This is a genomic window from Larkinella fluvii, from assembly GCF_051857545.1.
Taxonomy (GTDB): domain Bacteria; phylum Bacteroidota; class Bacteroidia; order Cytophagales; family Spirosomataceae; genus Larkinella.
This window is the reverse complement of sequence record NZ_JBPZHB010000014.1, coordinates 71,634-97,839: the sequence shown is the minus strand read 5'-3', so window position 1 is coordinate 97,839 and position 26,206 is coordinate 71,634. Positions and strand designations below refer to the sequence as shown.

Annotated in this window: 23 protein-coding genes; 15 read left to right on the top strand and 8 right to left on the bottom strand. The window is 53.1% G+C overall.

The window, feature by feature from the left end; genetic code table 11:
* Positions 1-12: 12 nt before the first annotated feature.
* Both ACS5NO_RS29620 and kdpB read right to left on the bottom strand, forming a co-directional pair.
* Positions 13-576 carry a K(+)-transporting ATPase subunit C gene (locus ACS5NO_RS29620; RefSeq protein ID WP_439418478.1) on the bottom strand — a complete coding sequence of 188 codons (564 nt, stop codon included), beginning with the start codon at positions 574-576 and terminating at the stop codon, positions 13-15.
* A 12-nt stretch (positions 577-588) separates the two neighbouring features.
* Positions 589-2,652: a potassium-transporting ATPase subunit KdpB gene (kdpB, locus tag ACS5NO_RS29615; protein WP_439418477.1), complete on the bottom strand. Its 2,064-nt coding sequence runs from the start codon at positions 2,650-2,652 to the stop codon at positions 589-591.
* 31 nt (positions 2,653-2,683) lie between these two features.
* Here kdpB and ACS5NO_RS29610 point away from each other — a divergent pair, with 31 nt between their 5' ends.
* Together ACS5NO_RS29610 and ACS5NO_RS29605 are read left to right on the top strand one after the other, a co-directional pair.
* Complete coding sequence (locus ACS5NO_RS29610; RefSeq protein WP_439418476.1) at positions 2,684-2,998, top strand: hypothetical protein; 315 nt, start codon at positions 2,684-2,686, stop codon at positions 2,996-2,998.
* Positions 2,995-3,348: a toxin-antitoxin system TumE family protein gene (locus tag ACS5NO_RS29605; RefSeq protein WP_439418475.1), complete on the top strand. Its 354-nt coding sequence runs from the start codon at positions 2,995-2,997 to the stop codon at positions 3,346-3,348. The genes ACS5NO_RS29610 and ACS5NO_RS29605 overlap by 4 nt, the downstream gene beginning before the upstream one ends.
* Here ACS5NO_RS29605 and kdpA read toward each other — a convergent pair.
* The 6 genes from kdpA to ACS5NO_RS29575 all read right to left on the bottom strand — a co-directional run bounded on the left by kdpA (position 3,337) and on the right by ACS5NO_RS29575 (position 8,801).
* Positions 3,337-5,052, bottom strand: a complete 1,716-nt coding sequence (gene kdpA, locus ACS5NO_RS29600) for a potassium-transporting ATPase subunit KdpA (protein ID WP_439418474.1) — start codon at positions 5,050-5,052, stop codon at positions 3,337-3,339. The genes ACS5NO_RS29605 and kdpA overlap by 12 nt on opposite strands.
* A gap of 11 nt (positions 5,053-5,063) precedes the next feature.
* Positions 5,064-5,144, bottom strand: coding sequence for a potassium-transporting ATPase subunit F (locus ACS5NO_RS29595; RefSeq protein ID WP_020599353.1), 81 nt, complete (start codon positions 5,142-5,144; stop codon positions 5,064-5,066).
* 437 nt (positions 5,145-5,581) lie between these two features.
* Positions 5,582-5,923 (bottom strand): L-rhamnose mutarotase, encoded by a 342-nt coding sequence (locus tag ACS5NO_RS29590; RefSeq protein ID WP_439418473.1) that lies wholly within the window; start codon positions 5,921-5,923, stop codon positions 5,582-5,584.
* Positions 5,924-6,002: 79 nt separating this feature from the next.
* Positions 6,003-6,815 (bottom strand): TIM barrel protein, encoded by an 813-nt coding sequence (locus tag ACS5NO_RS29585; RefSeq protein ID WP_439418472.1) that lies wholly within the window; start codon positions 6,813-6,815, stop codon positions 6,003-6,005.
* Entirely contained in the window at positions 6,815-7,852 is a 1,038-nt protein-coding gene (locus ACS5NO_RS29580) for a zinc-binding alcohol dehydrogenase family protein (RefSeq protein ID WP_439418471.1), read from the bottom strand. Before ACS5NO_RS29580 ends, ACS5NO_RS29585 begins: the two co-directional genes overlap by 1 nt.
* Positions 7,845-8,801, bottom strand: coding sequence for an aldo/keto reductase (locus ACS5NO_RS29575; protein WP_439418470.1), 957 nt, complete (start codon positions 8,799-8,801; stop codon positions 7,845-7,847). The genes ACS5NO_RS29580 and ACS5NO_RS29575 overlap by 8 nt, the downstream gene beginning before the upstream one ends.
* A 246-nt stretch (positions 8,802-9,047) precedes the next feature.
* Here ACS5NO_RS29575 and ACS5NO_RS29570 point away from each other — a divergent pair, with 246 nt between their 5' ends.
* From ACS5NO_RS29570 to ACS5NO_RS29510, 13 genes are all read left to right on the top strand, one after another.
* Positions 9,048-9,671, top strand: coding sequence for a TetR/AcrR family transcriptional regulator (locus tag ACS5NO_RS29570; RefSeq protein WP_439418469.1), 624 nt, complete (start codon positions 9,048-9,050; stop codon positions 9,669-9,671).
* Between the two features lie 92 nt (positions 9,672-9,763).
* Positions 9,764-10,534 (top strand): carboxy-S-adenosyl-L-methionine synthase CmoA, encoded by a 771-nt coding sequence (gene cmoA / locus ACS5NO_RS29565; protein ID WP_439418468.1) that lies wholly within the window; start codon positions 9,764-9,766, stop codon positions 10,532-10,534.
* Positions 10,531-11,247: a methyltransferase family protein gene (locus tag ACS5NO_RS29560; RefSeq protein ID WP_439418467.1), complete on the top strand. Its 717-nt coding sequence runs from the start codon at positions 10,531-10,533 to the stop codon at positions 11,245-11,247. Before cmoA ends, ACS5NO_RS29560 begins: the two co-directional genes overlap by 4 nt.
* A 155-nt stretch (positions 11,248-11,402) precedes the next feature.
* Positions 11,403-12,026, top strand: a complete 624-nt coding sequence (locus ACS5NO_RS29555) for a TetR/AcrR family transcriptional regulator (RefSeq protein WP_439418466.1) — start codon at positions 11,403-11,405, stop codon at positions 12,024-12,026.
* A gap of 102 nt (positions 12,027-12,128) precedes the next feature.
* Entirely contained in the window at positions 12,129-13,448 is a 1,320-nt protein-coding gene (locus ACS5NO_RS29550; RefSeq protein WP_439418465.1) for a TolC family protein, read from the top strand.
* Positions 13,449-13,469: 21 nt separating this feature from the next.
* Positions 13,470-14,519: an efflux RND transporter periplasmic adaptor subunit gene (locus tag ACS5NO_RS29545; protein WP_439418464.1), complete on the top strand. Its 1,050-nt coding sequence runs from the start codon at positions 13,470-13,472 to the stop codon at positions 14,517-14,519.
* Positions 14,520-14,616: 97 nt separating this feature from the next.
* Positions 14,617-17,763 carry an efflux RND transporter permease subunit gene (locus ACS5NO_RS29540; RefSeq protein WP_439418463.1) on the top strand — a complete coding sequence of 1,049 codons (3,147 nt, stop codon included), beginning with the start codon at positions 14,617-14,619 and terminating at the stop codon, positions 17,761-17,763.
* A 157-nt stretch (positions 17,764-17,920) separates the two neighbouring features.
* Positions 17,921-18,166: an acyl carrier protein gene (locus ACS5NO_RS29535; protein WP_114408411.1), complete on the top strand. Its 246-nt coding sequence runs from the start codon at positions 17,921-17,923 to the stop codon at positions 18,164-18,166.
* A gap of 72 nt (positions 18,167-18,238) precedes the next feature.
* The gene (locus ACS5NO_RS29530; protein WP_439418462.1) at positions 18,239-19,207 is read left to right on the top strand and encodes a GDP-mannose 4,6-dehydratase; all 969 of its coding nucleotides are present in this window, start codon (positions 18,239-18,241) and stop codon (positions 19,205-19,207) included.
* Between the two features lie 26 nt (positions 19,208-19,233).
* Positions 19,234-20,775 carry an ArnT family glycosyltransferase gene (locus tag ACS5NO_RS29525; RefSeq protein WP_439418461.1) on the top strand — a complete coding sequence of 514 codons (1,542 nt, stop codon included), beginning with the start codon at positions 19,234-19,236 and terminating at the stop codon, positions 20,773-20,775.
* A gap of 137 nt (positions 20,776-20,912) precedes the next feature.
* On the top strand, positions 20,913-23,252 hold the full coding sequence (locus tag ACS5NO_RS29520) for a GAF domain-containing protein (protein ID WP_439418460.1): 2,340 nt from the start codon (positions 20,913-20,915) through the stop codon (positions 23,250-23,252).
* 10 nt (positions 23,253-23,262) lie between these two features.
* Complete coding sequence (locus ACS5NO_RS29515) at positions 23,263-23,823, top strand: Pycsar system effector family protein (RefSeq protein ID WP_439418459.1); 561 nt, start codon at positions 23,263-23,265, stop codon at positions 23,821-23,823.
* Positions 23,824-24,449: 626 nt separating this feature from the next.
* On the top strand, positions 24,450-26,204 hold the full coding sequence (locus ACS5NO_RS29510; protein ID WP_439418458.1) for a DUF4331 domain-containing protein: 1,755 nt from the start codon (positions 24,450-24,452) through the stop codon (positions 26,202-26,204).
* Positions 26,205-26,206 lie beyond the last annotated feature (2 nt).

The window sequence follows — 26,206 nt, the reverse complement described above, 5'->3', positions numbered from 1 at the left end:
CTTTGTTCCTTTTTACTTGAAAGCATTCAGCGCGACGTTTAACCGAAGCACATTCACTTTGGCCGGACCAAAAAGTCCCCAAAGCGGCCCTTCGATTTGGCTATCAACCAGTTGATTCAGTTTTTCAACGGAAATTCCGCGCACTTTGGCAATGCGGGCCACCTGAATTTTGGCCGCTGCGGGCGACAGATCCGGGTCAAGACCAGAGCCGGAAGCTGTCACCAGTTCGGCCGGAATGTCGGCTTTCTGAACACCCGGATTATGCACCAGAAACGTATCGATCCGCGCCTGAACGGTTGTCAGATAGTCCGGATTGCTGGGGCCTTTGTTGGAACCCGCCGACCCGGCTGCGTTATACTCCACTGCCGACGGACGGCTGTTGAAATACCGGTCTTCGGTAAACGCCTGACCAATCCGGGCGTACCCAACCACTTTTCCGTTGACAACAACGCTTTCACCCTGGCCACCGCCCGGGGCCAGGCGGGAGATTCCGGCTACCAACAAAGGATACATGACCGCTAACAAAACCAGCATAACGAGGGTCAGTCGAAGGGCCGGGGAGATGTGATTTTTCATGATTGTGTTTGATTAGACGAATAAACCGACTACTAAATCCAAAGCTTTGATGCCGATAAACGGCGCGACAAGGCCGCCAAAACCGTAGATAAACAGGTTCCGTCGGAGCAGCGCACTGGCCCCAATCGGTTTGTATTCGACGCCCCGCAGCGCGAGCGGAATCAGCATCGGAATGATGATGGCGTTGAAAATAACCGCCGACAGAATCGCCGATTCCGCGCTGTGCAACCGCATGATGTTCAGGCTTTGCAGGGCCGGTATCGAAACCGTAAACAAGGCCGGAACGATGGCGAAATATTTGGCGACGTCGTTGGCAATCGAAAACGTCGTCAGCGTTCCACGGGTGATGAGCAACTGTTTGCCAATCTCCACGACCTCGATCAGCTTCGTCGGGTCGTTGTCCAGATCGACCATATTGCCGGCTTCTTTGGCGGCTTGGGTGCCGCTGTTCATGGCCACGCCTACATCGGCCTGGGCCAGAGCCGGGGCATCGTTGGTACCGTCACCCATCATGGCCACCAGTTTGCCCCCGGTTTGCTCGTTGCGGATGTAGTTCATTTTATCTTCCGGTTTGGCTTCGGCGATGTAGTCATCGACCCCGGCTTTTTCGGCAATAAACTTGGCTGTCAATGGGTTATCACCCGTCACCATGACGGTTTTGACGCCCATCTTCCGTAGCCGGTCGAAGCGTTCGGCAATACCGAGTTTGATGATATCCTGCAACTCGATAACGCCCATGACGCTATCGTTTTGCGACACCACCAAAGGTGTTCCGCCATTTGCAGCAATCTTTTTGGCCTGTTCTTCAGTCTCTTCCGGGAACGCATGGCCTGCGCGTTTGACCATCGTCCGAATGGAATCCGTCGCGCCTTTGCGAATCCGAACCAGTCCATTGCGCTGATCCGGCAGGTCGATTCCCGACGAGCGGGTTTCGGCAGTAAACTTGATCAGCGTCGCGCCGGTCGTACTCAGGTTACGTGTGACATCGGCTCCGGCCAGTTCCACAATCGACTTGCCTTCCGGCGTTTCATCGGCCAGCGAACTGAGGGCACTTGAGCGAATCATATCGGTTTTGGAGACGCCCGGCGCGGGATAAAAGTGGGTGGCCCTCCGGTTTCCAATCGTGATCGTTCCGGTTTTGTCGAGCAGCAGTGTATCGATGTCGCCTGCCGTTTCGACGGCCCGGCCCGACTTGGCAATCACGTTGGCCCGTAGCGCCCGGTCCATCCCGGCAATGCCGATGGCCGACAGCAAACCGCCAATGGTGGTTGGAATCAGACAGACAAACAGCGAAATCAAGGCCGCAATCGTGATGGGTGTGTTGGCGTAATCGGCAAACGGTTTCAGAGCCACGCAGACGATGATGAAAATCAGCGTAAAACCGGCCAGCAGAATTGTCAGCGCAATTTCATTCGGTGTTTTCTGGCGACTGGCTCCTTCCACGAGTGCGATCATTTTATCCAGAAACGATTCGCCCGGCTGGGTTGTCACCTGCACTTTAATCCGGTCGGAAAGCACTTTCGTACCACCCGTTACGGATGATTTATCCCCACCGGCTTCTCGAATAACCGGGGCCGATTCACCCGTGATGGCCGACTCATCGATGGTGGCCAAGCCTTCGATGATCTCGCCGTCGGAGGGAATAATGTCGCCGGTTTCACAAACGAACACGTCGCCTTTCACCAGTTGTGACGACGGAATGGTCTGGAATTCATTGACCTTCATGTTCCCCACGGCGCGAATCACTTTGGCGGGGGTTTCCTGCCGGGTTTTCCGCAGCGATTCGGCCTGCGCTTTCCCCCGCGCTTCAGCAATGGCTTCGGCGAAGTTGGCAAAGAGGACGGTGATCAGCAGAATCAGGGTGATGACCAGGTTGTAGCCCAGTGTTCCCTGCGACGTATCGCCCGACAGGGCAATGTAAGCCGTGACCAGCACCATAATCAGCGTGCCGATTTCGACCGTGAACATGACCGGGTTCTTCACCAGAACCGCCGGATTTAATTTAATAAACGACTCCCGAATGGCTTTTCCAACGAGGTCGCGTTGAAAGAGGGAGGATTGTTTTGGCTGTGCCATAATGTTATCTTTGAAAAAAATAAAATGAGGTATGGTAGTCAATCATGATTTCCTGGAAGAAGTCGTTCAAAAAGAACTGGGGTTCTCCTCCCTTGACGACTTTGCAAGACAACAGGCTTACAGCATTTTTCAGCAAAAACTAACTGAATGTAAAGCCATTATTGGTCGTTACGAAGCAAAGTATGGGATGGATTTTCTCACATTCGAGCAACGCGTTGTTAACCATCAGGACGAAGCACTCAAACCATTCGGCATTATCGAAAAGGAGGATGATTTAATGGATTGGCGATTTGAGCAACATTCACTTCCTTATTTCCAACAGCGGCTCGAGCAATTGGCGAGATGAGGCAGGTTATTGAGCAGTTCCCATTCATTGTACTTTCCTATACTGACAAATTAGTTCTTATACCGGAACGCCAGAAGAAGCAACGAGCCGATATTCGTTTTACAAATGGCACCCAATTGATTGCTCATGAGTATACGTACTTTGACTCCGGCCGCACGAAATACAGTTACCAATGGATGACGACGGGCAATCAATTGATCCACCGTTGGGACAATGCCCACGAGTACCCTAATCTGGCAACGTCTCCTCACCATCAGCACGTTGGTTCTGAAGAAAATATTCACCCTTCGGAACCGATGACGCTGGAAAAGGTGCTTGCGTACATTGCCAGTCAACTGTCACCGCAGTGAAAAATACTCCGCCAGCGGCCCCAGCGCCAAGGCCGGGAAGAACGACAGCGCGGTGATGATGAAAATGACCGCAAAAATCATGAGTCCAAACGTAGCCGTATCGACCGGCAAGGTTCCCGACGATTCGGGGACGTACTTCTTCTTCGCCAGCAAACCGGCAATCGCGACGGGACCGATGATCGGTAAAAACCGGCCCAGCAACAGCACCATTCCCGTTGAATAATTCCAGAAGAAGTTGTTGTCGCCCAGTCCTTCAAAACCTGAACCGTTGTTGGCATTGGCCGAGGTGAATTCGTACAGCATTTCTGAAAAACCGTGAAAACCGGGGTTGTTTAGCCAGGCCGAGGGCTGAACGGCCCATTCAGCCGCGCCATACTTCATAAAAATCCAGGCTCCCAGCGCCGTTCCGCCTTTCACCAGCAGTGCGCTCATCAGGGCCACGATGGAGGCAATTTTAATTTCCCGCGCTTCGACCTTCCGGCCAAACAGTTCGGGCGTCCGGCCCACCATCAGTCCCGACACAAAAACCGCGATGATCAGGAAGTAGTAGAAGTTGAGCAAACCCGCACCAGCTCCACCGTAAAACGCATTCACCATCATGCCCAGCAGTTGCATCGCCCCCGAAAGCGCCATCGAACTGTCGTGCATCGAATTGACCGAACCGGTGGAAATGATCGTAGTCACGATGCTCCAGTAGCCTGACGCCAGAGCGCCAAATCGAACCTCCTTGCCTTCCATTGCGCCCGTCAGTTGCGAGATGCCCATCCGGGCAATGGCCGGGTTTCCGCCCAGCTCCGAGCTGATCGTGGGAATAAGCAGACAGAGCATCCCGATCGTCATGACGCTGTAGACGACCCAGGCGAATTTACGGCGGTTAATGTAGAACCCCATCGCAAAAATCATTGCAATCGGAATCAGCACCTGCGCGATCATTTCGACCATATTGGTCAGGTAGTTGGGGTTTTCCAGGGGGTGCGCCGAATTCGCGCCGAAATAACCGCCCCCGTTGGTTCCCAGGTGTTTAATGGCGATCATAGCCGCTGCCGGACCCCGCGAAACGCCCACGGTATCGCCCTGCAAGGTAACGATGGTGTCTTTACCGTCGAACGAAGCCGGGGTGCCATTGAACGCCAGAATCAGGGCAACAATCAGCGATCCCGGTAACAAAACCCGGGTAATGGCCTTGGTGAAAAGCACGTAAAAATTGCCGACGGTTTCAACGCTTTGGGGCATGAACGAACGAAACAGCAAAACCGCTGCGGCAATTCCGGTGGCCGCCGAAACAAACATCAGGAACATCATCACACCCAACTGCGTCAGATACGTCGCGCCCGTCTCGCCCGAATAGTGTTGCAAGTCGCAGTTCACCAGGAAACTAATGGCGGTATTGAACGCCAGATCCGGGGTTTGCGACGGGTTGCCGTCTGGATTGAGCGGGAGGCTCCCCTGAGTCAGCAACAGCATGAATGCGTATACCAGCCAGACGGCATTGATCGTCAGCAGGGCCACCAGATTTTCTTTCCAGTTCATATCCCGATGGGGGTCGATGCCACCTAACCGGTAAATCAATCGCTCCATCGGAGCCATAAAGTCGAGCCCAGTGGGTTCTCCTTTGAACACCTTGGCAAGGTATTTTCCAAGCGGAATTGCCAGCAGGACGGTCAGCCCGTACATGACAATTACACCGATCCATTCCGTTAACATGGTTGTATGGGTTAAAATTTTTCCGGTTTAATCAGCACATACAGCATGTACGCGAAAACCAGCAGTGCGACAATAAAAACAAGCGTGATCATGGGATACGATTAGATTTTCTCAAACCATTCGATGGTTTTGTAAAAAATAACAAAGCTCAGAAGTGCGGTAACAACGAGCAGAAGAAGCGTGGCCATACATTGATTAGTTAGTGTTGCTAATCAGTTGGCAAAAAGGAGTCCGGGGGTTCAATAACGAAATTACTGCACAACAACCATCTAACATTCAGATATTTACTATCCAAAATTAGTTTTGCAGCGAAGAATACAGAAAAGCAAACCCTACCAAAATGGTATGATTATTTTTCAGAACGGGAAGGATTAATGGGCTGCAGGATCAGGGAAGTTGTATGATCCGATGAACCTAAAATTGGCGAGAGGAATTGACAGTGGGTAGGAATCAATACTTGCTTTTATTCAGGTAAATCTTTCGACGAGAGAAAGATTACCTGAATAAAAGCAAGTGTCAACTGATGTGCTTATTTCTCAAACTGAAAAATCTGATCCATTAAAATCCACTTCTGGCCTTCTTTGGCCCAGGGCAGCGGCTCCTGAAATCTCCACATCAGTTCCTCCCACCGTTGAACGTGTGGGTTGACCGCATCCAGCGCGGCTTTCTTTTCGAAGGTAAAATCATCGTCTGTTTCCAGAATCATGACCATGCGGTTTCCGGTGCGGTAAATTTGCAGATCCAGAATTCCGGATGCCAGATCATTCGCCCGGACTTCCGCCCAGCCGCTGCCTTTGGCGTGCCACTGTTCGTATTCGGCGATCAATTCGGGGTCATCTTTCAGGTCGAGGGCGAGGCAAAATCGTTGCATGGTTCTATGGTTTTCAGTTTACGGTTTTTGGTAGCTGACGCATGCCGACTACCGTAAACCAAAAACCGTAAATCGTATACTAAGTAAAATACTGTTTAAAAGCCGTCATCGTTTGCCTTGCAGCTTCATCGGGATCGGGCCAGGGAAACGCTTCGGCGGAGATGTAGCCTTGATAATCAATCTCTTTTAAAACCGTTGCCACCTCGCTCATGTTGGTATGGCCAAATCCAATCGGTCGGCGGTTGCTGTCGGCAAAATGGACGTGGCCGATGTATGAACCGGCCGACCGGATGCTGTCCGCCAGCGACACTTCTTCGATGTTCATGTGGAAGAGATCGGCCAGCAGCACCACAGTCCGGGTTTCCAGCGATTTCAGGAAGGCAACACCGGTTTCAAGCTGGTTGATCAGGTTGGTTTCGTAGCGGTTTAGCGGTTCGTAAATCAACTTGACCCCTTGCTCCTCCGCTCGTTTCCCCAGCACGTTCAACCCTTCGGCCAGCCAGGCCAGTGCCTGTTCTTTTTCAACACCCGGAACCGCGTTGCCCTGCATCGATCCGATAATGGCCGGGGCGCCAAAGCGGGCGCCAAAGGTCATCATGTCCGAAATAAACGCAACCGCTTTTGATCGAATCGCTGGATCGGGGTTGGTCAGTGTCAGGCCGTGCAGCACTTTCCCGGCTCCGGTACCGACGGCGGCAATGTCCAGCCCGAATTGATTGCTCAGCGCCATCAGCCGGTCGATGCTGACAGCATCCGCCGAAGGTGTGAACAGTTCGACGGCATCGAATCCCAGATCTGCGGCTTTGGCCATGCTGGTCGATAAATCGTGCCAGTAAATCCAGGGGCCGGTTTGGATCGTCGGAACCAGGGCAATGGTGACGCAGGATTTCATCAATTCATACTGTTATCAAAATCAACCATAATTTTCGTAATCGGCCCCGGATTTTCCGACCAGTCGGCCAGGGCAGCACCGGCTTCGTCCAGCGACACCACCCGGCTGATGACGGCATCGACCGGAAATTTACCCGCTTCCAGGTACGCAATCACATCCGGAAAATCGCCGAGGCAGTTGCGGGAACCCAGAATCTCAATTTCTTTCCGGACAAACGTTCCGGTATTGTAATCAACCGGTTTTTTGGCGTAGCCGATGTACACGACTCGCCCGGTGTAGGCCACCTCTTCCACGGCCGCACGATACGTCGTGGCGTTGCCCACCGCTTCGATGATCACATCCGGGCCATCGCCGTCGGTGATGGCCATCAGAGCTTCGTGCAAATCGACTTTCGTGGTATTAATAGCATGAGCAGCACCCGCCAGTTTCGCAATCCGCATTTTGGAATCGTCGATGTCGATGGCAATTACCTCGGCCCCGCGGTGTACGGAGGCCGCAATGGCGCCCATCCCGACGATGCCGCAACCGATCACGGCGACTTTCTCACCCGCCGAAACCCGCCCCCGCGCGGCCGCATGAAAACCGACCGTCAGCGGCTCAACCAACGCCAGTTCCCTGACCGACAAGCTCGAAGACGAATGCAGCTTCTGATAGGGCACGCTGATAAAACGGGTCATGGCCCCCGGACGACGAACACCCATCGTCTTGTTATCCTGACAGGCATTCGGTCGGCCTTTCCGGCACGAAACACAATGGCCGCAGTTCAAATAAGGATTGAGCGTCACTTTCATGCCCGGTTTGAATGCGTCGGGAACCTGGTCGCCGGTTTCCAGAATGGTGGCTCCCACCTCGTGGCCCAGCACATTCGGGTATTCCTGCAACTCGAACAACCCGCGAAAACCGTTCAGGTCGCCCCCGCAAAAACCGACCATATTGACCTGTAGCAGAACGTCTTCCGGTCCAAAATCCGGTATTTCAATGGCCCGAACCTCGGTTTTTCCGGGTTCCACCAGCACCAGGGCGCGTTGATTAATCATGTTGAAAAGTGGGCTTTGGAAGGTTGTTTTCCGGTTTTCCCTCAAACCATAGCTGGTTTTTAACCGGGGCCACCAGCATTTCAATCCTGTGAAGAAGTTCATCGGGAATCGTTAACCCGAGTGCCCGGATGTTCTGTTCCAGTTGCCGCTGCTCCGACATGCCGACGATGGTCGTGGCAATGACCGGATGGCTGACCGCGTATTTCAAGGCCACATCGCTCAGTGCCAGCCCGTATTCCCGGCAGAGGGCCAGGAGTTTCGGCTGCAAATCTTTCACGGCTTGCGGAGAACTTTGCCAGACCGGAATCGGTGCATCCGACAGAATCCGCTGCATGAGCGGGGCCGCGTTCAGCAAACCAAACCCCTTTTCCTGCGAAAGCGGCACCAGTTCGTCGTTGATTTCGTCGGCGAGCAGCGTGTAATGGCCCCACGACAAGACCGTATCGACTTCGACCTCGCGGGCGACTTTCGCCAGGTACCGAACCGGCAGACCCGAAAAACCGACGTAGCGGGCTTTCCCGCTTTCCTTTATTTTCTGCACCGCCGGAAACGCTTCCCGGATCACCTGATCGTGGTCACCAAACTCGATGTCGTGAACGGTTAGCAAATCGACGTACTCCGTCTGCAATCGTTCCAGCGATTCATCGATGCTGCGCAGGATGCGGTCGTAGGAAAAATCGAACACGCCATTCCCGTAGCGACCGCATTTTGTGGCCAGAAAAACCGAATTCCGTTTCGTTTTCAGGGCTTTCCCCAGGCGGTTTTCGGCCAGGGTGTCGCCGTAAAATGGCGCGACATCGAAAAAATTAATGCCGTGGTCAATGGCCGCGTGAACGGCCCGAAACCCTTCCTCCTCGTTCGTTTCATCAAAAACATTGCCCAACGGCGACGCTCCGAAACTCAGAAGTGAGACGGTTAAATCAGTTTTACCCAGTTTACGATATTCCATAGTTACTTTTACGAACCACTCTTCCCAAAATGGGCGCTCGTTCTTAAAACCGTTCAAAACGATCCGAATCCAGCTTCTTTAAGTCCCGAAGGCCCTATTTCTACTTTTATATTCCCCGAAATAGCCCCTGGTCAGGCGGTTTTCATTCGAACACCCTTTTTTTAATCAATTGATTAAACTTTTTGATTAACGCATTTGTTTGTTAGTTTTACAGAGTCTACATTTGAACCACTAATCAACAGGACAATGAAGTGCATCTCAGAATCAACCGAAGAACGCATCAAGGAAGCGGCCAAAACCGTGTTTCTTGAAAAGGGCTTTGATGGTACGACGACGCGGGATATTGCCAAAGCGGCTGGGATCAACAGTGCGTTGATGAACTATTATTTCCGCAGCAAAGAGAAGCTGTTTCAGTCGATTTTCAATGACATGTGTACGCTGATGTTCGAGGGCATGCTCGATCTGGTCAATCGGCCCGTCAGTCTACGCGATAAAATATCGAAACTGATGGATCACCAGTTTCAGATGATGATGCAGAATCCAAATCTGACCATCTTCATCATGAATGAATTGCACCGGAATCCGGAACGGCTGTATGCCACCGTTGGCATGGCCAAAAAGCTACCGGAGTCGATTTTTCACCAGCAGATTGAAGATGCCATTGCGCAGGGGATCATTACCCCGATCGATTCGCACCACATCATGACGATGATCATTGCCAACATCCAGTTTCTGTTTGTGTCCAAACCGATGACGATGCTGGCCCAGGGACTGGACGAAGCGGGTTTTAACGCCTTCGCCACCCGCCACATGGAGTACGTCAAAGACATGATCTGCGATTATCTTTTCAAACCCGAACTGAGTTCGTAATTTTTTTGTTCGCGCCTTAATCAGATGATTAAACCGGTCGATTTAATCACTCATAAAACCTTCTTCAATCAATGGCTTAATTACCCAATGACATGACACAGGCCAACTCTCATCTACAGGCGTTCAGGCACGACACCGTTTTTAAAGAAGAAATTAGTAAAGTATCCGATTTTAAGTTTGGACAAACCGTAGCGAATGTTTTCGACGACATGGTCAATCGCTCGGTTCCGTTCTACGAAGAGATTCAGCGAATGATCGGTGAACTGGCGGTCGATTATACCCAACCCGGCACCGATGTCTACGACCTGGGCTGTTCGACCGGCACGACGCTCATCAACATGAACCGCCGGATTCCCAACGACATTCGCTTCATCGGCATCGATGATTCGGCGGAGATGCTGAAAAAATGTGAAGTAAAACTCCAGGAACTCGGCATCTCTCGGCCCTATAAGCTTTTGGCGGGCGATATTCAGCAGGATGTTGCCATCAGCAATGCCTCGGTGGTGGTGCTATGCCTGACGCTCCAGTTCATCCGGCCGATTCACCGACAGAAAGTTCTGAAGAAAATATTCGATGGTCTCGTGCCGGGGGGTGCGCTGATCCTGGTGGAAAAAATCCTCACGGAAGACCACCAGTTTAACCGCGACTACATCACCTATTACTACGATTACAAACGCCGGCAACACTACAGCGAGCTGGAAATTTCCCAGAAACGGGAAGCCCTGGAAAACGTTCTGATTCCTTATAAACTGTCGGAAAACCGCCTTCTGTTGCAGGAAACGGGCTTTTCACACGTCGAAACCTTTTTTCAATGGTATAATTTCGCCGGCATCATTGCGGTAAAAAACCAGGCAACGTCATGATCGGAATCGGAAACTTCTTCTTTAAATACCGGAATCTGATTTTCATTTTTCTGTATTTAGCCCTGTTTATTCCGTCACCCCCGATTTTTTCGCCGGCGGTTTTCGGCCCCTCGTTTTATATCTGGCCCATCGGTTTGGGTCTGTTGATTACGGTCAGTGGTCAGCTCATCCGGGGGGCCACCATCGGGCTGGCGTACATCGTCCGGGGTGGAAAGGACAAAAAGGTCTACGCCGAAACGCTGGTGACGCAGGGGATCTTCAACCACTGCCGGAATCCGCTGTATGTGGGCAATGTCCTGATGCTGCTGGGCGTCGGCATTCTGGCCAATTCGCTGCTGTTCACGGGCGTTTTCATGCCGCTTTTTCTGTTCATCTACCAGGCCATCGTCATCGCCGAAGAGACTTTTCTGAGAAATAAATTCGGCACGGCATTCGATCAGTATTCGCACCAGGTCAACCGCTGGATTCCGGACCTGCGCGGCATCGGGCGAACCTTTTCCAGTATGCAATTCAACTGGGTGCGGTGGGTGCTGAAAGAATACAATACCCAGTATGTCTGGCTCACCGGCATCACCCTCATTCTATTTCTGAGGTATCCCGTTTTATTCCAGACCGATCACCGGTACACCCTGCTGGGTCTTCTTCTGTCCTTTTGGCTGGTGTTGTACCTGCTTGTGCGGTATTTGAAAAAATCCGGCCGGATGCAGGCCTAGCCCGCTATGGGTACGATTCAAACCCGTTAAAAACCGCTTAAAGAGATCAAAAACCGCTAATCAATCGTTTTGATCAATTGATTAAATTTTTTGATTAAAATGTTTGCTTATCCGATTTCGCGACTTTACCTTTGACCCGTCATTCTACCAACACCATGAAATGCCTCACTGACACAACCGAAGAACGCATCAAGGAAGCGGCCAAAACCGTGTTTCTTGAAAAGGGCTTCGATGGTACGACGACGCGGGATATTGCGCAGGCAGCCGGCATTAACAGTGCGCTGATGAATTATTATTTCCGCAGCAAGGAGAAGCTGTTTCAGTCGATTTTTAATGATGTATGCACCCTGATGTTCAAGGGCATGCTCGAACTGATCAACCAGCCCATCAGTCTGCGCGATAAAATATCGAAACTGATGGATCACCAGTTTCAGATGATGATGCAGAATCCGAATCTGACCATTTTTATCATGAACGAGCTGCGCCTGAATCCGGAAAGGCTGTACGGAACGATCGGGATGGCCAAACAGGTTCCGGAGTCGATTTTTCACCAGCAAATTGAAGATGCCATTGCGCAGGGGATCATCACTCCGATCGATTCGCACCACATCCTGACGATGATAATTGCCAACATCCAGTTTCTGTTTGTGTCCAAACCGATGACGATGCTGGCCCAGGGACTGGACGAGGCCGGTTTTAATGCCTTCGCCACCCGCCACATGGAATACGTCAAAGACATGATTTGCGAGTATCTTTTTAAGCCTGAACCCGTTACCTGATATTTTTTTGCACCCCATTTAATCAATTGATTAAATCAAACAATTTAATCATCCGAAAATCCAGTTTTTAGTCCACCATCCGCTTTACTTACATTTTTTGATATGAAACGCACACCATGGTATCTCGGCCTGATACTCGCTTTCACCAGCACACTCACTCAGGCTCAGGATCTTACACTCCAGCAACTGATCGACAAGGCCCTCACCAGCAACCTAAGCGTGCAGTCGGCCCAATTTGACGAAACCAAAACGGAAGCCCGCATTGCCGAAGTAAAAGCCGGGGCAAGACCCTCCGTCAACCTGACCGGTGATTACAAACGGTATCTGAAAATTCCGGGCCAGGTTGTTCCCGCATCGGCCTTTGGTGGCCCCGAAGGTTCATACCAAACCCTGGCGTTCGGTCTTCCCTACAATCTTTCCACTTCGGTGCAGGCTTCCCAGGCGTTGTATAACCCGTCGGTCATGATCGGGTTGAAAGCCGCCAAAACCAGCCGCGAAGTGTCGGCACTACAAACCCGGCAGGTGAAAGAAGACGTCGCGTATAACGTGGCCGCTACCTACTACAACCTGCAAACGACGGCCCAGCAAATGGCTTTTCTGCGCCGGAACATCGTTTCATCCGATAAGATGATCCAGATTACGGATCTCCAGCGGCAGAATCAACTGGCGAAAGGCGTGGATGTCGACCGGCTGCGATTGAGCAAAACCGCATCGGAAACGCAGATCGAATCGTTGCAGGCGACCTACAACCAACTGCTGAACCTGCTGAAATACCTGACCGGAACCCCGCAAAGCGAGCCGCTGGCGGTGCTGACCCAGATCGATGAAACAACGCCGACGGTGGCTTTCGAAGCCCCCGCCATCAACCGCACCGATCTGCTGCTCCTCGACCGTCAGAAAGCCCTCAACGCGTTGGATCTCCAAAACATCAAAGCCGGTTTTTTACCCACGGTTTCGGCCTATGGCGTTGCCAACAGTACGGTGTATGCCATCGGCGGAGATAATTCCTACCTCAAAAATGTGCCGGGGTATTGGGTGGGTCTGCAACTGAACTGGAACGTGTTCGACGGGTTGGCCCGCAAATCCAGAGTGATCCAGAAAAAACTCGACAACCAGAAACTCGAAACCCAACTCCAGCAAACCCGCGAGTCGATTACGATGGACGTGACCAACGCCCAAAACAAACTGCTGGTGGAACAACGGAATCTCACCACCAACCGCGCTCAGGTAACGCTCGCCGAAAAAATCTACACCCAAACGCAACTTCAATTTAAGGAGGGCACGGTCGGCATCAGCGAAGTCATCCAGACGGAAGACGAGCTGCGCAACGCCCAGAACACCTACCTCAGCACCCTGGTCGCCTTTCGGTCGGCCGAACTGGACTGGAAAAAAGCCACCGGAAACCTCATTGTCAATCCATAACACACACAATCTGTTAATACCATGAAACGCATCATCATTGTACTGGTTCTCGTTGGCACCCTCGGCCTGACTGCCTGGACGCTCCTCGACAACAAAGAAAAAGTAGAAGCCAAAGTCTATAAACCCGACGCCGACCTGAAAGTGGGCGTGCGGACGGCCGTAGCCGAGCTCCGCAACCTGTCGGAAGAAACCCTGTTCCTGGGTTCGTTTTCGCCCAACCGCGAAGTCGAAATCCGGCCCCAGGCCGGTGGACAAATCACGCAGTTGCCGATTGAAGAAGGCCAACTGGTTGGCGCAAACCGCCTGATTGCCAAGCTAGACGACGAACAACTTCACTACCAGATCGAAGCCCTGCAAGTGACCCTGGAAGGCTACCAGAACGACGTTCGGCGGTATGAAGCGCTGGTGAAAGGCGATGCCACCCCGGCCATCAACCTCGAACGGGCGCAACTGAACATCCGGGCCACCGAAGCACAGATCAAGCAACTCAAAAAGCAGATTGCCAACACGACCGTCACCGCTCCTTTCTCGGGCATCGTAACCCAGAAAATGGTGGAAAAAGGTTCGGTCGTTTCCGTCGGTTCCCCGATTGCCAAAATTACCGATATTTCGTCGCTGAAACTGGTGGTCGATGTACCGGAAAAAGCCATCAATCAGTTCCGCGTTGGCCAGTCTCTGCCCATCGAAACCGAGGTGTATCCCAACGTCCGGTTTACGGGACGCGTGACGATGATCGGTGCTGAAGGCGATGCCGCCCACAACTACCCGGTTCAGATTACGGTGAACAACTCCGGTGCCAATCCGCTGAAAGCCGGTATGTACGGTTCCATTGCCAACCAGAACAAGCTAAAAACGCAAACACTGGCCATTCCCCGTCAGGCCATTCTGGGTTCCGCCAAAGCTCCGCAGGTATATGTGGTTGAAAACGGCAAAGCGGTTCTCAAAACGGTGGAAATCGGTGCCACGACCAACCAGTTTTACGAAATCACGAAGGGTCTGAAAGCGGGCGATCAAGTGGTCACCAGCGGTCAGATCAACTTACAGAACGGCACGTTAGTCAATGCACAATGAAATTATTGAGTGAATAAGTGATTGAGCGATTGAGTGACACCACGTATCAGCTCTTCACTCAATCGCTCATTGACTCAATCACTCAATAAAAAAGTCTATGAACTTCTTCGAAACCATCATCAAGCGCCCCTCGATGATTATCGTGCTCTTCGCGATATTGACCATCGGCGGCATATTTTCCTACCAGATGTTGAGTTATGAGTTGTTGCCGGAATTTTCGGTACCCACCATCACCATCACCACGGTTTATCCCGGAGCGGCTCCATCGGAAGTCGAAACGGAAGTCAGTAAAAAGCTGGAAGACGCCATTTCCGGCCTCGACAACCTCGACGACATAAAGGCCAATTCGTTCGAGAATGCCTCCGTTATTATCGTCGGTTTTAAACCGGGTACCGATGTCGATAAGGCGCTGGAAGATGCCCAGCGGGCCATCAACAAAATGGTGAGCGACTTGCCCGAGGATGTGGAAACCCCGTCGCTGTCGAAAATATCGCCCAGCGATCAGCCCATCATGCAATTACTGGCGACCTCTTCCCTGCCAAACGAAGTATTCTACCAACAGATGGAAGACAAGTACCTACCGGTGATGCAGCAGATCAAAGGGGTGGCTGAAATTACGATGGTGGGGGGCGAAAAACGGGAAATCCGCGTCAACGTCGACGACGACAAGCTGAACTACTACGGTTTATCGCTGCTTCAGGTCACGCAGGCCATCAACCAGGCCAACCTCGACTTTCCGACGGGAAAGGTTAAAAGCACCTCGGAAAACATGACGCTGCGGCTGGCGGGCAAATTCAATTCGCTGGACGACATCCGGAAACTGGTGGTTGTGACGCCGAAAGACGGCAGCCCGATTCGGGTGGGTGACGTCGCCAATGTAACCGACGGTTTAACCGAAACCTCCAGCATCAGCCGCTACAACGGACAGAACGGAATCGGGTTGTTCGTCAAGAAACAATCCGACGCCAACGCGGTCGAAATCAGCCGGTTGATGCAGGAAAAACTGGCGCAGATCGAAAAAGACAACGCCAAAGACAAGGTGCATTTTGCGATTGCCTACGACAGCAGCGTGTTCACGCTCGAATCCGTGGAAGCCGTAACGCACGATTTGATTCTGGCCGTTGGTTTGGTGGCTGTCGTGATGCTGCTCTTCCTGCACAGCTTCCGGAATGCCTTCATCGTCATGGTATCGGTTCCGGCCTCGCTGGTTTCGGCTTTCCTCTTCATGTTCGTGATGGGCTATTCGCTCAATTTGATGACGTTGCTGGCTCTGTCGCTGGTGATCGGGATTCTGGTCGATGACTCGATTGTGGTGTTGGAAAACATCCAGCGACACCTGGAAATGGGCAAAGACCGCTGGCAGGCAACGCTCGACGGCATGAAGGAAATCGGATTTGCCGCCGTTGCCATTACGCTGGTGATTGTGGTCGTGTTCGTGCCGATTACGTTCGTGGATTCGGTCATCGCCGACCTGCTCCGTCAGTTCTCGCTGACGGTTGCTTTTGCCACCATGACCAGTCTGATCGCCAGTTTCACGCTGACGCCCTGGATGACGTCCCGGATGGCGAAGCTGGAGCATCTGAACCCAAAGAACCCGTTCCAGGCGTTTCTGCTCTGGTTTGAACGCGGACTGACGGGTCTGACCAACTGGTACCACGGCAGCCTGAAATGGGTGCTGACCCACAAGCTGGCCTTCACCGGCATTCTGGTAGCACTCTTCGTGTTCACCGGCTGGGTGATGAGTCTGGGGATTATCGGTTCGCAGTTTGTGGCGGAGGGCGATCAGGGAAAATTCCTGCTGACGATGAAAGTCGACAAAAGCGCGTCGCTGCAACACAACAACCTGACCACCCGCCAGATTGAGGATTACCTGCGTAAAAAACCGGAAGTCCGCAGCATTTTCACAAACGTAGCCGGGGCCAGTACCGGTTTGAACAGCACCGGACAGGGCGAAACCAACCGGAGTGAATTGACGATTGAACTGGCCGAAGCCAGCGAACGGCCTGGTCACCAGCCCACGGAAGCGTATATGATTTCACTGCGGAAAGAACTGGAGCAGCGTTTTCCCGCTATCGAGTTCAAATCTTCGGTGGTCGGTATAGTCAATTCCGGTACGGCTCCCATCGAGATTTTCCTCAGTGGCGATAACATAGACCAACTGCTGGCTTCGGCCAATGACCTGGGAAACCGCATTCGGAAAACACCGGGAGCCAACGACGTCAACGTATCCATCGAATTGGGTAATCCCGAAGTGCGCGTGGAAATCGACCGCGAGAAGATGGCGAAACTTGGCCTGAACATTCAAACCGTTGGAGCCACCTTACAGAATGCCTTCGCCGGGAACGACGACTCCAAATTCCGCGACGGTGGTGAGGATTACGACATCCGCATCATGCTTGATGCGTTTGACCGGAAAAACCCGGACGATGTCAAGAACATCAACTTTGTCAGTCCACTGGCCGGTCGTACGGTTCGGTTAGCGGAATTCGCCAATGTGAGCCTGAGCAACGGTCCTTCGCTGCTGGAACGCAAAAACCGCCGGTCGTCCGTGACCGTAACGGCCAACGTGTTAGGCACCGGTTCGGGAACGCTGACGGCAATCATTCAGGCCGATCTGGCGAAAAATCCGCTGCCCGCTGGTGTAACCGTTAGCTGGGGTGGCGACGCCAAGAACCAGAGCGAAGGCTTCGGTTCGCTCGGAATCGCGATGCTGGCCGGTTTGATGCTGGTGTATTTTATCATGGTGCTGCTCTACGACAGTTTCATCTACCCGCTGGTGGTATTGACGTCGGTTCCGGTTGCGGTGGTGGGCGCCTTGCTGGCTCTGGCCCTGAGTTCGTCGGACATCGGGATTTTCGCCCTGCTGGGGATGCTGATGCTAATTGGTCTGGTGGTGAAGAACGCCATTCTGATCGTCGACTTTGCCAATCAGCAGAAAGCCCAGGGCGTTCCGTACCGGCAGGCGATTCTGCACGCGGGAGAAGAACGGCTGCGCCCGATTCTGATGACGACCATCGCCATGGTGATCGGGATGATTCCAATTGCGATCGCCAGCGGAGCCGGTTCGGAGTGGAAAAACTCCCTGGCCTGGGTGTTGATCGGTGGGCTGACCAGCTCGATGATCCTGACGGTTTTTCTGGTTCCGATGGTCTATTACCTCGTCGACCGGACGCAGGAGTGGTTTTCAAACCGCTTCAGCAAAACCAAAGCGACCAAAGAGGTGGCCGAAACCGCTGTTTACTAACCATAAACTGATTAGGACTTTCGCTTTCTGCCCCTAATCCCCTAAAGGGGACTTGGACACAGCTTAATCCAGATTCAAAAGTCCGGCAGCGGCCGACCGTCCTTTAGGGGATTAGGGGCAGAAAGCAAAAGCCATACTAACATCAACTACTTTTATTATGATCGCTGAACAAATTGACAACCGCCTGCACGACCTGCTCGTCGGCATGGGTATTAACCAAACCGCGCTGACGGATCACACCAACTTTAGTAAAGATCTGGGGCTGGATTCGCTGGACATTACCGACCTGTTGCTGCAGGTCGAAATCAATTTCGGCATTCGCATTCCGGACCAGGAATGGTGGAAGCTCGAAACGTTTGGGCAATTGAAAGAGTACCTGGCTCAGGAAACGCAATTTGACTAGACCCGGCTTGACCACACCGTTTTTGATTTACGTATAGACCTTACCGTCGTCTACTAGTATCGATGAAAACCCATGAACATTCTCTTAACCGGTGGAGCGGGTTTTATTGGAACCCATCTCACTAAAAAACTGCTCGATGAAGGGCACATCGTCCTGGCGGTCGACAACTTTGGTTCCAACTACGACCCGGCTTTGAAACGCCGGAACGTGGCCTCTTTCGAAGGCCGACCGGGCTATTACCTCTTTGAAGGCGATATTCGGGAGTCCAGTTTTCTGCATTTGTTGTTCGGTACCTACGCCATCGACGTGGTGGTGCATCTGGCCGGACTGGCCGGAGTGCGCCCATCGCTGCAGCAACCGGCTGCTTATTTTGACACCAACGTAACCGGGACGGTAACGCTGCTGCAAACGATGCGGGATTTCAAGGTCAACAAAATTGTGTTTGCCTCTTCGTCGTCGGTTTATGGGGAGCGCAACGAAATCCCGTTCCGGGAAACGGATCGGATCGAAGAACTGGCCTCTCCCTACGCCATTTCCAAGCGAACCGGCGAGATGCTTCTCCAGAACTACCACCAGCTTTTCGGCCTGAATGCCTATTGTCTGCGGTTTTTTACGGTCTATGGCCCCAACCAGCGGCCCGATATGGCGATTTCCCGTTTCATCCAGCGGTTGTTCGACGGCGAAAGGATTCAGCTTTATGGCAACGGACAAAGCCTGCGCGACTATACGTACGTGAACGACATCGTAGCGGGTATTGTCCGGGCCATCGAACGGGTCAACGGATTTGAAATCATCAACCTGGGCGGTGCCCACCCCGTTGCCCTGATCGATCTGGTTCGGAAACTCGAACAGTATACCGGCCGCAAAGCCCGGCTCGATTACCGGCCCGAGCAGCCCGGCGACGTCAGCCAAACCGCTGCCGATTTGACCAAAGCCGCGCATCTGCTGGGCTACCAGCCGCGTGTTTCACTCGAGGAAGGCTTGCAGCGCATGGTGAACTGGTTTCAGGCGGAACATACGTCGTTGCTGGAAGAAAAGTAAAGTACCACACCGTCTAGTCGATAGCCATGTCAACGGCGCACGTTTTTAATTCCAATCCCTTTCACGCGCTCTACAGTCGCTCGCTGGGCATCGCCCGGTTCTGGAGTCTGATGGGGATCATTACGCTGGTGAAAGGTGTCTATGTCTATTTCGGCCCCGATCTGTTCACGGAAGAAGCCCAATACTGGCTCTGGTCGCGGCACCTGGACTGGGCTTATTATTCTAAACCGCCCCTGATCGCCTACGTCAACTCCCTCAGTTCGGGGCTGTTCGGGATCTCGGCCCCGGTGGTCCGGCTGAATGCGGTTTTGTGCGGACTGGGAATTTCGTATTTCCTTTTCCGGCTGGGTGTCGAACATTTTCGCAGCCACCGGGTCGCGGTGCTGGGCGTGGTGTTGCTGAACGTCAGTCCGTTTTTTGTAACCGCAACGCTGTTTTTCACGACGGATTCGTTGCTGATGCTGGCCTGGGCCGGTGCCTTGCGGTATTTTCTGCGCTACGCCGATACGGGTCAGCCCGGCGACGGCTGGCGAACGGCCGCCTTCGTGGTTTTCGGAATGCTTGCCAAACCGACGATGGTGCTTTTCGGCTTCGTGGTACTGGCGGGTAGTGGCCGGGATATCGCCCTGATTATCCGTCGGTTGCTTGCATTCGCATTACCGGTTTTGGTGGGCTTGCTGCCTTCCCTGATCTGGAACTACCAGCACGACTGGGTGACGTTCCGGCATATTTTTACGCTGGCAGGCGGTTCGGGGTCTTCGTTCCTTCATCGCAACGCTCTCGGTCAACTGCTGGAATTTGTAGGTGGTCAACTGGCCTACGGTTCAATTTTTATCGTCGCCGGTCTGTTGCTGGCCCGCCCCTGGAAACTTCCGCTGGTCGACCACGCCCGGCTTTTGCCGTTGTGGCTGGCTCCGGCACTGATTCTGGCGGGATTTGCGGTTCTGTCAGTCCACAAACGCGTGGAAGTCAACTGGCCGTCGGCGACGCTGGTGGCCTGGCCGCTGGTGGTTTCGTACCTGTTGCACCTACGCTACCGCCGGTGGTCGGAAACGCCCCGGGTGGCCTGGCCCGTGGGGCTATCGGCGGCCACCCTCCTGCTGATTCTGCAACCCGGCTGGCTCGATGCCGTTGCCGGACGCCCGGTTTTACCGGTCAAAGCCGATCCCTTATACCGGCTGGCCGGTTGGCGGCAGATCGGACAAACCGTCGATGACTTCGTCAAGGATCTGCCGCCGGGTCATTTTGCGATTGTGAGCGACAGTTACCACACGGCGTCCGAGCTGGCGTTTTACGTCGACGGGCATCCGGATACGTACTGCCTGCCCAATGCAAACCGACGCATGAACCAGTTTGATTTCTGGCCACCGCCCCCCGCTTCGCAGCGACAGAACATCGTGTATGTCAGCGAAGATCCCTTGTCGCCGGACGCCCGGGCGCAGTTGGGGCCGGTGTTGCGGCAGGAGGTCTGGCCGGTGTATTACCGAAACGTGCGTGTCCGAACCATGTACCTGTACCACGCGCAGGGGTATTATCCCCAAACCGTCAAAAAGCCGGTACTGTATTGAGAATTAATACTGCCACGACGCAACTCACGGATTGGCTTCGTTGTTCAATAAACAAAAACATCCACCTTGCTTTTGCCCTTGGTGTCCATCCGAACTCAAGCGTTAAGCGTGCTATTTGCTGAAAATTATACAAAATCATGGAAACGACCCTTTCTGTTTCCCCATCTGTCTCTTTTCCGTTCGAAGTCAAGTTGTCGTTTCAGCCCTTCGTTGCTTTTTTAAAAGCGCAACAGGAAAAAAATGCTACCAATGCGGCTCTGTCTGGTCTCTACGACCACCTGCTGGAGCAGTTTGAAAACGTACCCACGGCGGACGAAACACCGCTCGAAGAGATTCTCGGGCCGGACCGGTTAGCGAACCTTTTTCAGTTGGCGTCACTGGCAGTTATGCCGTTGAGCGCCACCGGTCAGAACATTGCCTATACCTTCGGTTTGCCCGTGCCGATGAAGATTCTGTACCAGTCAGCCCGGTTTACGCACCTGATCGAACAATTTCCGGATTTGTTGTCGGAACTGCCCGAGGACATTTGCGCGGAAGACAAGCTGCGTTTTCTGTACCAGCTCGTTCTTGAAAAGTGCTATAAAGTACCACCCGGCAAAAATGCCAACCCCAGTTTTCGGTTTCAAAAACACAAAAACGGACTCACCCGGTATTTTCGGATCGACATCAACAACACGTTTATTGAGCCGCATTTGAACCGCTCTCTGCCCGAACTACAACCGTCCTGGATTGATTTTGCCAACGGAACCGGCCCCTTGCCGGAGGCTGAGGAGCAGTTGCCACTTGGCGAGTTTACGTCCGAAGGCTTTGCTTTTTTTGTGGTAGAAGACATTACGGAGGCCGAAACCGTTCAGCAGTTGCAGGCGGTTTTCACCCATTTGCATTCAGACGCCGAACCGGTTATTTACCGCCGTTTCGAAACCGCCCTGCGCAATCTGGTCGGCCAGACCGATCTCCAGATCAGCATCGTTCCGTTTTCGCAGGTCAACGGTTTTTACGTCCATCAACCAGAGGTGAGCGCGCGGAGTGTTTTCTTCCGGCATTCGAGCACGGTCATCGACGGTTACGATCCGGCCACGCAGGCCATCATTCACAACCTGATCCGGAATCCGGCCCCGCTCCTGTTTCCGGATCTGAAAGGGCTGCCCGGCAACGAGCAACAGCTCCTGACCAAGAAAGGAATTCGCAGTTTCGCTTTTTACCCGGTCGTGAATGGAAGTGAAATGCTGGGCGTGCTGGAAATGGCCAGCCCGCATTCGACAGCGTTCGGAGACGACGTGCTGGAGACGATTCAGCGGGTGATTCCGCTCGTGCAGGAATTGCTGCGGTATCAACTGCATCAGTTCAAACAAAATCTGGAGCGGCTGATCAAAACCAAGTTTACGCCCCTGCAACCCGCCGTCGAATGGAAGTTCAATGAGGTGGCTTGGGAATACCTGCGGCTCGACAACAAGGAGTCATTCAACAGCGAGGCTACGCAGGTGCGGTTTCCGCAGGTTTATCCGTTATACGGCGCGATCGACATCCGCAATTCGTCGAACGAACGCTACAAGGCCGTGCGCCAGGATTTCGCCGACCAGTTGGCAACCATCCAGACCCTGCTGGGTCAGGCCGATTTGCCGGACGAACTGGCGCTGCCGAATCAGCTCCTGGCCACGGCCTATTCCTGGCAAAACAAACTCACCACCGGGCTGAATCCGGAAGACGAACTCGGTATTTCGGACTTCCTGACGCTGGAAGTCAATCCGTATTTCCAACACTTGCAGTTACATTATCCGCAACTGGAAACGCCGGTTCAGCGGTATTTCAAGCGCACGAATGCCACCAACGGTCAATTCAATCAGGCGTTGCAGGTCTACGAACGAAGCGTCGAATGGCTCAATACCGCCGTCAATACCTTCATCGAAAAAGAGGAAAAACAGCTTCAGACCATTTATCCGCATTATTTCGAGCGCTACCGGACCGACGGAATGGAGTATACGATCTACGTCGGCCAGTCCATTGCGCCCCAAACGCCCTTCGAACCGGATTTCCTGCGGCATCTGTATGCGTGGCAATTGAAGTCGATGGTAGAACTGGCCTCCCTGACCCACCTGCTGTTGCCCCGCCTGCCGCTGGCGTTGCAAACCACCCAACTGATTCTGGCCCATTCGCAGCCGGTGGACATCAGTTTCCGGCAGGACGAACACCGGTTCGACGTGGAAGGCTCCTACAGCATCCGGTATGAAGTATTGAAAAAGCGGATCGACAAGGCCTACATCGCCGGAACCGATGAACGGCTGACGCAGCCCAATACCATTGCGCTCGTGTATTCCAACCGCCGGGAAGTAGCGGATTATCTCCCTTTTATCACGGCTTTACAGGAACAGAAGAAGCTGACACCCCACATCGAATACCTTGATCTCGAACCGTTGCAGGGTGTTGCCCGGCTGAAAGCCATCCGCCTGCACCTCAACTACCCGGAACCGGCCCGTTAACGCTACGAACGTGAAAGACAACCAACCGGTGCGGGGCATTGAAACCATGTTCCGCACCACCTCGACCAACCACGTCTACCTGAGCGACATTGCCGACAACAAAGCCAATATTCTGATTTCGGTCAATTCGATCATGGTTTCCGTTATCGTTTCGGTGCTGGCCCTCCAGATTGACGAAAACCCGACGCTGCTGGTGCCGATGGTGCTGATTCTGACCACCTCGCTGCTGACCATCGTTTTCGCCATTCTGGCCACCCGCCCCAACGTGACCAAAGGCACGTTCAAGCGGGAAGACATCAAAAAGAAGAAAGGCAACCTGCTCTTTTTCGGTAATTTTCACCGCATGAGCCTGGAAGACTTTGAGTGGGGAATGAGTGAACTGATGAAGGACAGTCCCTACCTGTACGGCACCATGACCCGCGACATTTATTACCTCGGGCGCGTGCTCGCTAAAAAATACCGCCGGCTGTGGATTGCCTACAACATCTTTATGTTTGGCTTCGGCATTTCAATTCTGGCGTTTCTGATCGTTTTTCTTCGCACCATGCTCATTGCCGCCCTGAGTTACTAGCCCCTTCTACCTCCCTTTCCCGCTCGTTGTTTTTCCCTCCGAAGCCCACCCTCGGTCGTCGCTTCCGTATTTTTTTGATCCCGCAAATCCGTTTTTAACTTCATTACGTATATCTGTTTGCTCAACCGAAAACTTTCCAGTTTTCCCTGGTAAGTATCTTATTCTTTTCATGATACAACCCGATCATACTTTCCGCTCCGGTGCCGAAATCCGGCGTTTGAGCGGCCTTTCGGATCGTCTGTATGAGCACAAAAACCGTCCGATAAATTAAGCAATCCTTACCCCAATAAAAGGTATAAAAATTATAAAAAAAAGTATATTTACCAGATTTCTTTCGTACCGTGCCCTCTGAAGCAGAACAGCCCGGTACCAGTGCAGAGTGTTTCCTTTCCAAAAGTTCAGTGTATTTGTCAGTGCCGATTACGAAAATACGCGCGTTTTTATGCGGATGTCCGTGCCTCCGTGTAAAATCAATTCATGCATCCCCAGCAACGAGAGTATAAAAACCGGTAAACCGGCGGGTCGTTTTTCTGAAGAAAACAGAAAGCGGCTGTTGTATTCGTCTCATTCTATCGACAACCTGCTCGTTAACGTTTCCATTTTTTTCACTTTCAACCATACTCACTATGGCCATCTTTCCTATGCTTTTGGGCCAACTCAGGCGTTCTATCCTGAGTTGTCTCCTGCTGCTGCTGACCATCGGCAGTTTTGCATCCAGCCACCGGGAAGCTCCCCTGATCTCGAGCGATCCGCTGGCCGACAACACGGACGTCTACGCGTTCAAGAGTCCAGATGATCCGAACACCATCACGATCATCGCCAATTACATTCCGTTTGAATTGCCGGAAGGAGGACCGAACTATTACAATTTTGGCCCCAACATCCGGTATGAGATTCACATCAAGAACAAAACAACCACGGCTGCCGACGACATTACGTACCGGTTTACGTTTACGAACAGCAACCAGGATGCGACCACGTTTTTCAACATCCGGCTGGGTCAGCAAAACCTGAAAACCGTCTACCGCTGCGAAAAAAGCACCAACGGCGGGACAACCTGGGTCACTATCGTCGCCAATGGCGTGGTGCCACCGGCCAACATCGGACCCCGTTCCATCGAGGGGGGTGTTGGCCTGGGAGCCAGCTCGTATAACACGCTGATCGAACAGGCGATTACCATGGCATCGTCGGGCGAAAAAGTGTTTTGCGGCCCCGCCGACGATCCCTTCTTCGTCGATTTGGCGGGGGCTTTCGACGTTGGCAATTTCCGGCCTGAAGGCAACAAAATCAATCCGCCCAAAGACGGTCTTGCCCGGTACAACGTTCACAGCATCGCCCTGAAAATACCGGTCAGTCTGTTGCAGAAGGACGGCAAAAGCGTTGCTCAGGCGTCTACCATTCTTGACCCGGATTTCGTCATCGGCGTTTGGGCATCGGCCAGTCGCCGGCAAATCAAAAGTTTGAATTCGGGGGGAGATGTAGGCTACGACGGCGGCTGGGTGCAGGTTTCGCGCCTGGGCATGCCGCTGACCAACGAAGCTGTGATTCCGATTGGCATGAAGGACAAATGGAACGCGATGACGCCCTACAACAGTAATGACCTGCAATTCGCCCCGTATTTCACCAATCCCGAACTGGCCCTCTACATGGACGATTCTAAGTTTGGCGGAGCGGTAGGGTCGTTGAAAGACCTCCGGATTCAGGCCAACTCGCTCGGAGCCTTCGACTTCCGCAACGGGAAACCGGGTTTATTTGGTCTGAAAGGAATGCCTGCGCTGGATGGGACGGCACTGGCGGAGAACGCGTTTGGAGGAGTATTGTTGCCCAACAACGCCAGCCCCCGCGCCGTCGATCTGCTGCCCATTTTCTACACCGGCGTGCCGAATCTGAGACCGTATCAACTCGCCACGGGAAAAGGTGGCAATCCGCTGGCGGCCGGAAAACCCTTCATTCACAACTTCCTGCCCACGCTGGGTGATATGCTCCGGCTCAACATGGCCGTTCCGGCAACGCCCCGTAACCACGCCAAATTCAGTACGCTGGGCCTGGTAGGAGCCGCCGTGCTGGGGCTGACCGATCCGATGTACACCAATTCCAACCTTCAGTTCATTCCGAACATGGACGGTTTTCCAAACGGCCGGCGGCTGGAGGATGACGTAACGACGATTGAATTGCAGGCCGTCGGTGGTGTCGTGCTGGCCGCCATCGGCCTGTGGTACGACGACTTTGTTCCGGGTGGCAGCCCGGTGACTCCACAACTGGGCAAAGTGCTGGGTTTTACCGCCGGTATCACCAAAAATGATACGACTCTCAAAGCCTCATTTCCCTACGTTCAGACGCCGTGGAGAGGGTTCAATTATACCAAAACGACCAAGTTTTAAGC

Excerpts from the sequence above, each read along its gene's own strand:
- ACS5NO_RS29620 (WP_439418478.1), bottom strand. The coding sequence starts at position 576 with ATGAAAAATCACATCTCCCCGGCCCTTCGACTGACCCTCGTTATGCTG.
- kdpB (WP_439418477.1), bottom strand. The coding sequence starts at position 2,652 with ATGGCACAGCCAAAACAATCCTCCCTCTTTCAACGCGACCTCGTTGGA.
- ACS5NO_RS29610 (WP_439418476.1), top strand. The coding sequence starts at position 2,684 with ATGGTAGTCAATCATGATTTCCTGGAAGAAGTCGTTCAAAAAGAACTG.
- ACS5NO_RS29605 (WP_439418475.1), top strand. The coding sequence starts at position 2,995 with ATGAGGCAGGTTATTGAGCAGTTCCCATTCATTGTACTTTCCTATACT.
- kdpA (WP_439418474.1), bottom strand. The coding sequence starts at position 5,052 with ATGTTAACGGAATGGATCGGTGTAATTGTCATGTACGGGCTGACCGTC.
- ACS5NO_RS29595 (WP_020599353.1), bottom strand. The coding sequence starts at position 5,144 with ATGATCACGCTTGTTTTTATTGTCGCACTGCTGGTTTTCGCGTACATG.
- ACS5NO_RS29590 (WP_439418473.1), bottom strand. The coding sequence starts at position 5,923 with ATGCAACGATTTTGCCTCGCCCTCGACCTGAAAGATGACCCCGAATTG.
- ACS5NO_RS29585 (WP_439418472.1), bottom strand. The coding sequence starts at position 6,815 with ATGAAATCCTGCGTCACCATTGCCCTGGTTCCGACGATCCAAACCGGC.
- ACS5NO_RS29580 (WP_439418471.1), bottom strand. The coding sequence starts at position 7,852 with ATGATTAATCAACGCGCCCTGGTGCTGGTGGAACCCGGAAAAACCGAG.
- ACS5NO_RS29575 (WP_439418470.1), bottom strand. The coding sequence starts at position 8,801 with ATGGAATATCGTAAACTGGGTAAAACTGATTTAACCGTCTCACTTCTG.
- ACS5NO_RS29570 (WP_439418469.1), top strand. The coding sequence starts at position 9,048 with ATGAAGTGCATCTCAGAATCAACCGAAGAACGCATCAAGGAAGCGGCC.
- cmoA (WP_439418468.1), top strand. The coding sequence starts at position 9,764 with ATGACACAGGCCAACTCTCATCTACAGGCGTTCAGGCACGACACCGTT.
- ACS5NO_RS29560 (WP_439418467.1), top strand. The coding sequence starts at position 10,531 with ATGATCGGAATCGGAAACTTCTTCTTTAAATACCGGAATCTGATTTTC.
- ACS5NO_RS29555 (WP_439418466.1), top strand. The coding sequence starts at position 11,403 with ATGAAATGCCTCACTGACACAACCGAAGAACGCATCAAGGAAGCGGCC.
- ACS5NO_RS29550 (WP_439418465.1), top strand. The coding sequence starts at position 12,129 with ATGAAACGCACACCATGGTATCTCGGCCTGATACTCGCTTTCACCAGC.
- ACS5NO_RS29545 (WP_439418464.1), top strand. The coding sequence starts at position 13,470 with ATGAAACGCATCATCATTGTACTGGTTCTCGTTGGCACCCTCGGCCTG.
- ACS5NO_RS29540 (WP_439418463.1), top strand. The coding sequence starts at position 14,617 with ATGAACTTCTTCGAAACCATCATCAAGCGCCCCTCGATGATTATCGTG.
- ACS5NO_RS29535 (WP_114408411.1), top strand. The coding sequence starts at position 17,921 with ATGATCGCTGAACAAATTGACAACCGCCTGCACGACCTGCTCGTCGGC.
- ACS5NO_RS29530 (WP_439418462.1), top strand. The coding sequence starts at position 18,239 with ATGAACATTCTCTTAACCGGTGGAGCGGGTTTTATTGGAACCCATCTC.
- ACS5NO_RS29525 (WP_439418461.1), top strand. The coding sequence starts at position 19,234 with ATGTCAACGGCGCACGTTTTTAATTCCAATCCCTTTCACGCGCTCTAC.
- ACS5NO_RS29520 (WP_439418460.1), top strand. The coding sequence starts at position 20,913 with ATGGAAACGACCCTTTCTGTTTCCCCATCTGTCTCTTTTCCGTTCGAA.
- ACS5NO_RS29510 (WP_439418458.1), top strand. The coding sequence starts at position 24,450 with ATGGCCATCTTTCCTATGCTTTTGGGCCAACTCAGGCGTTCTATCCTG.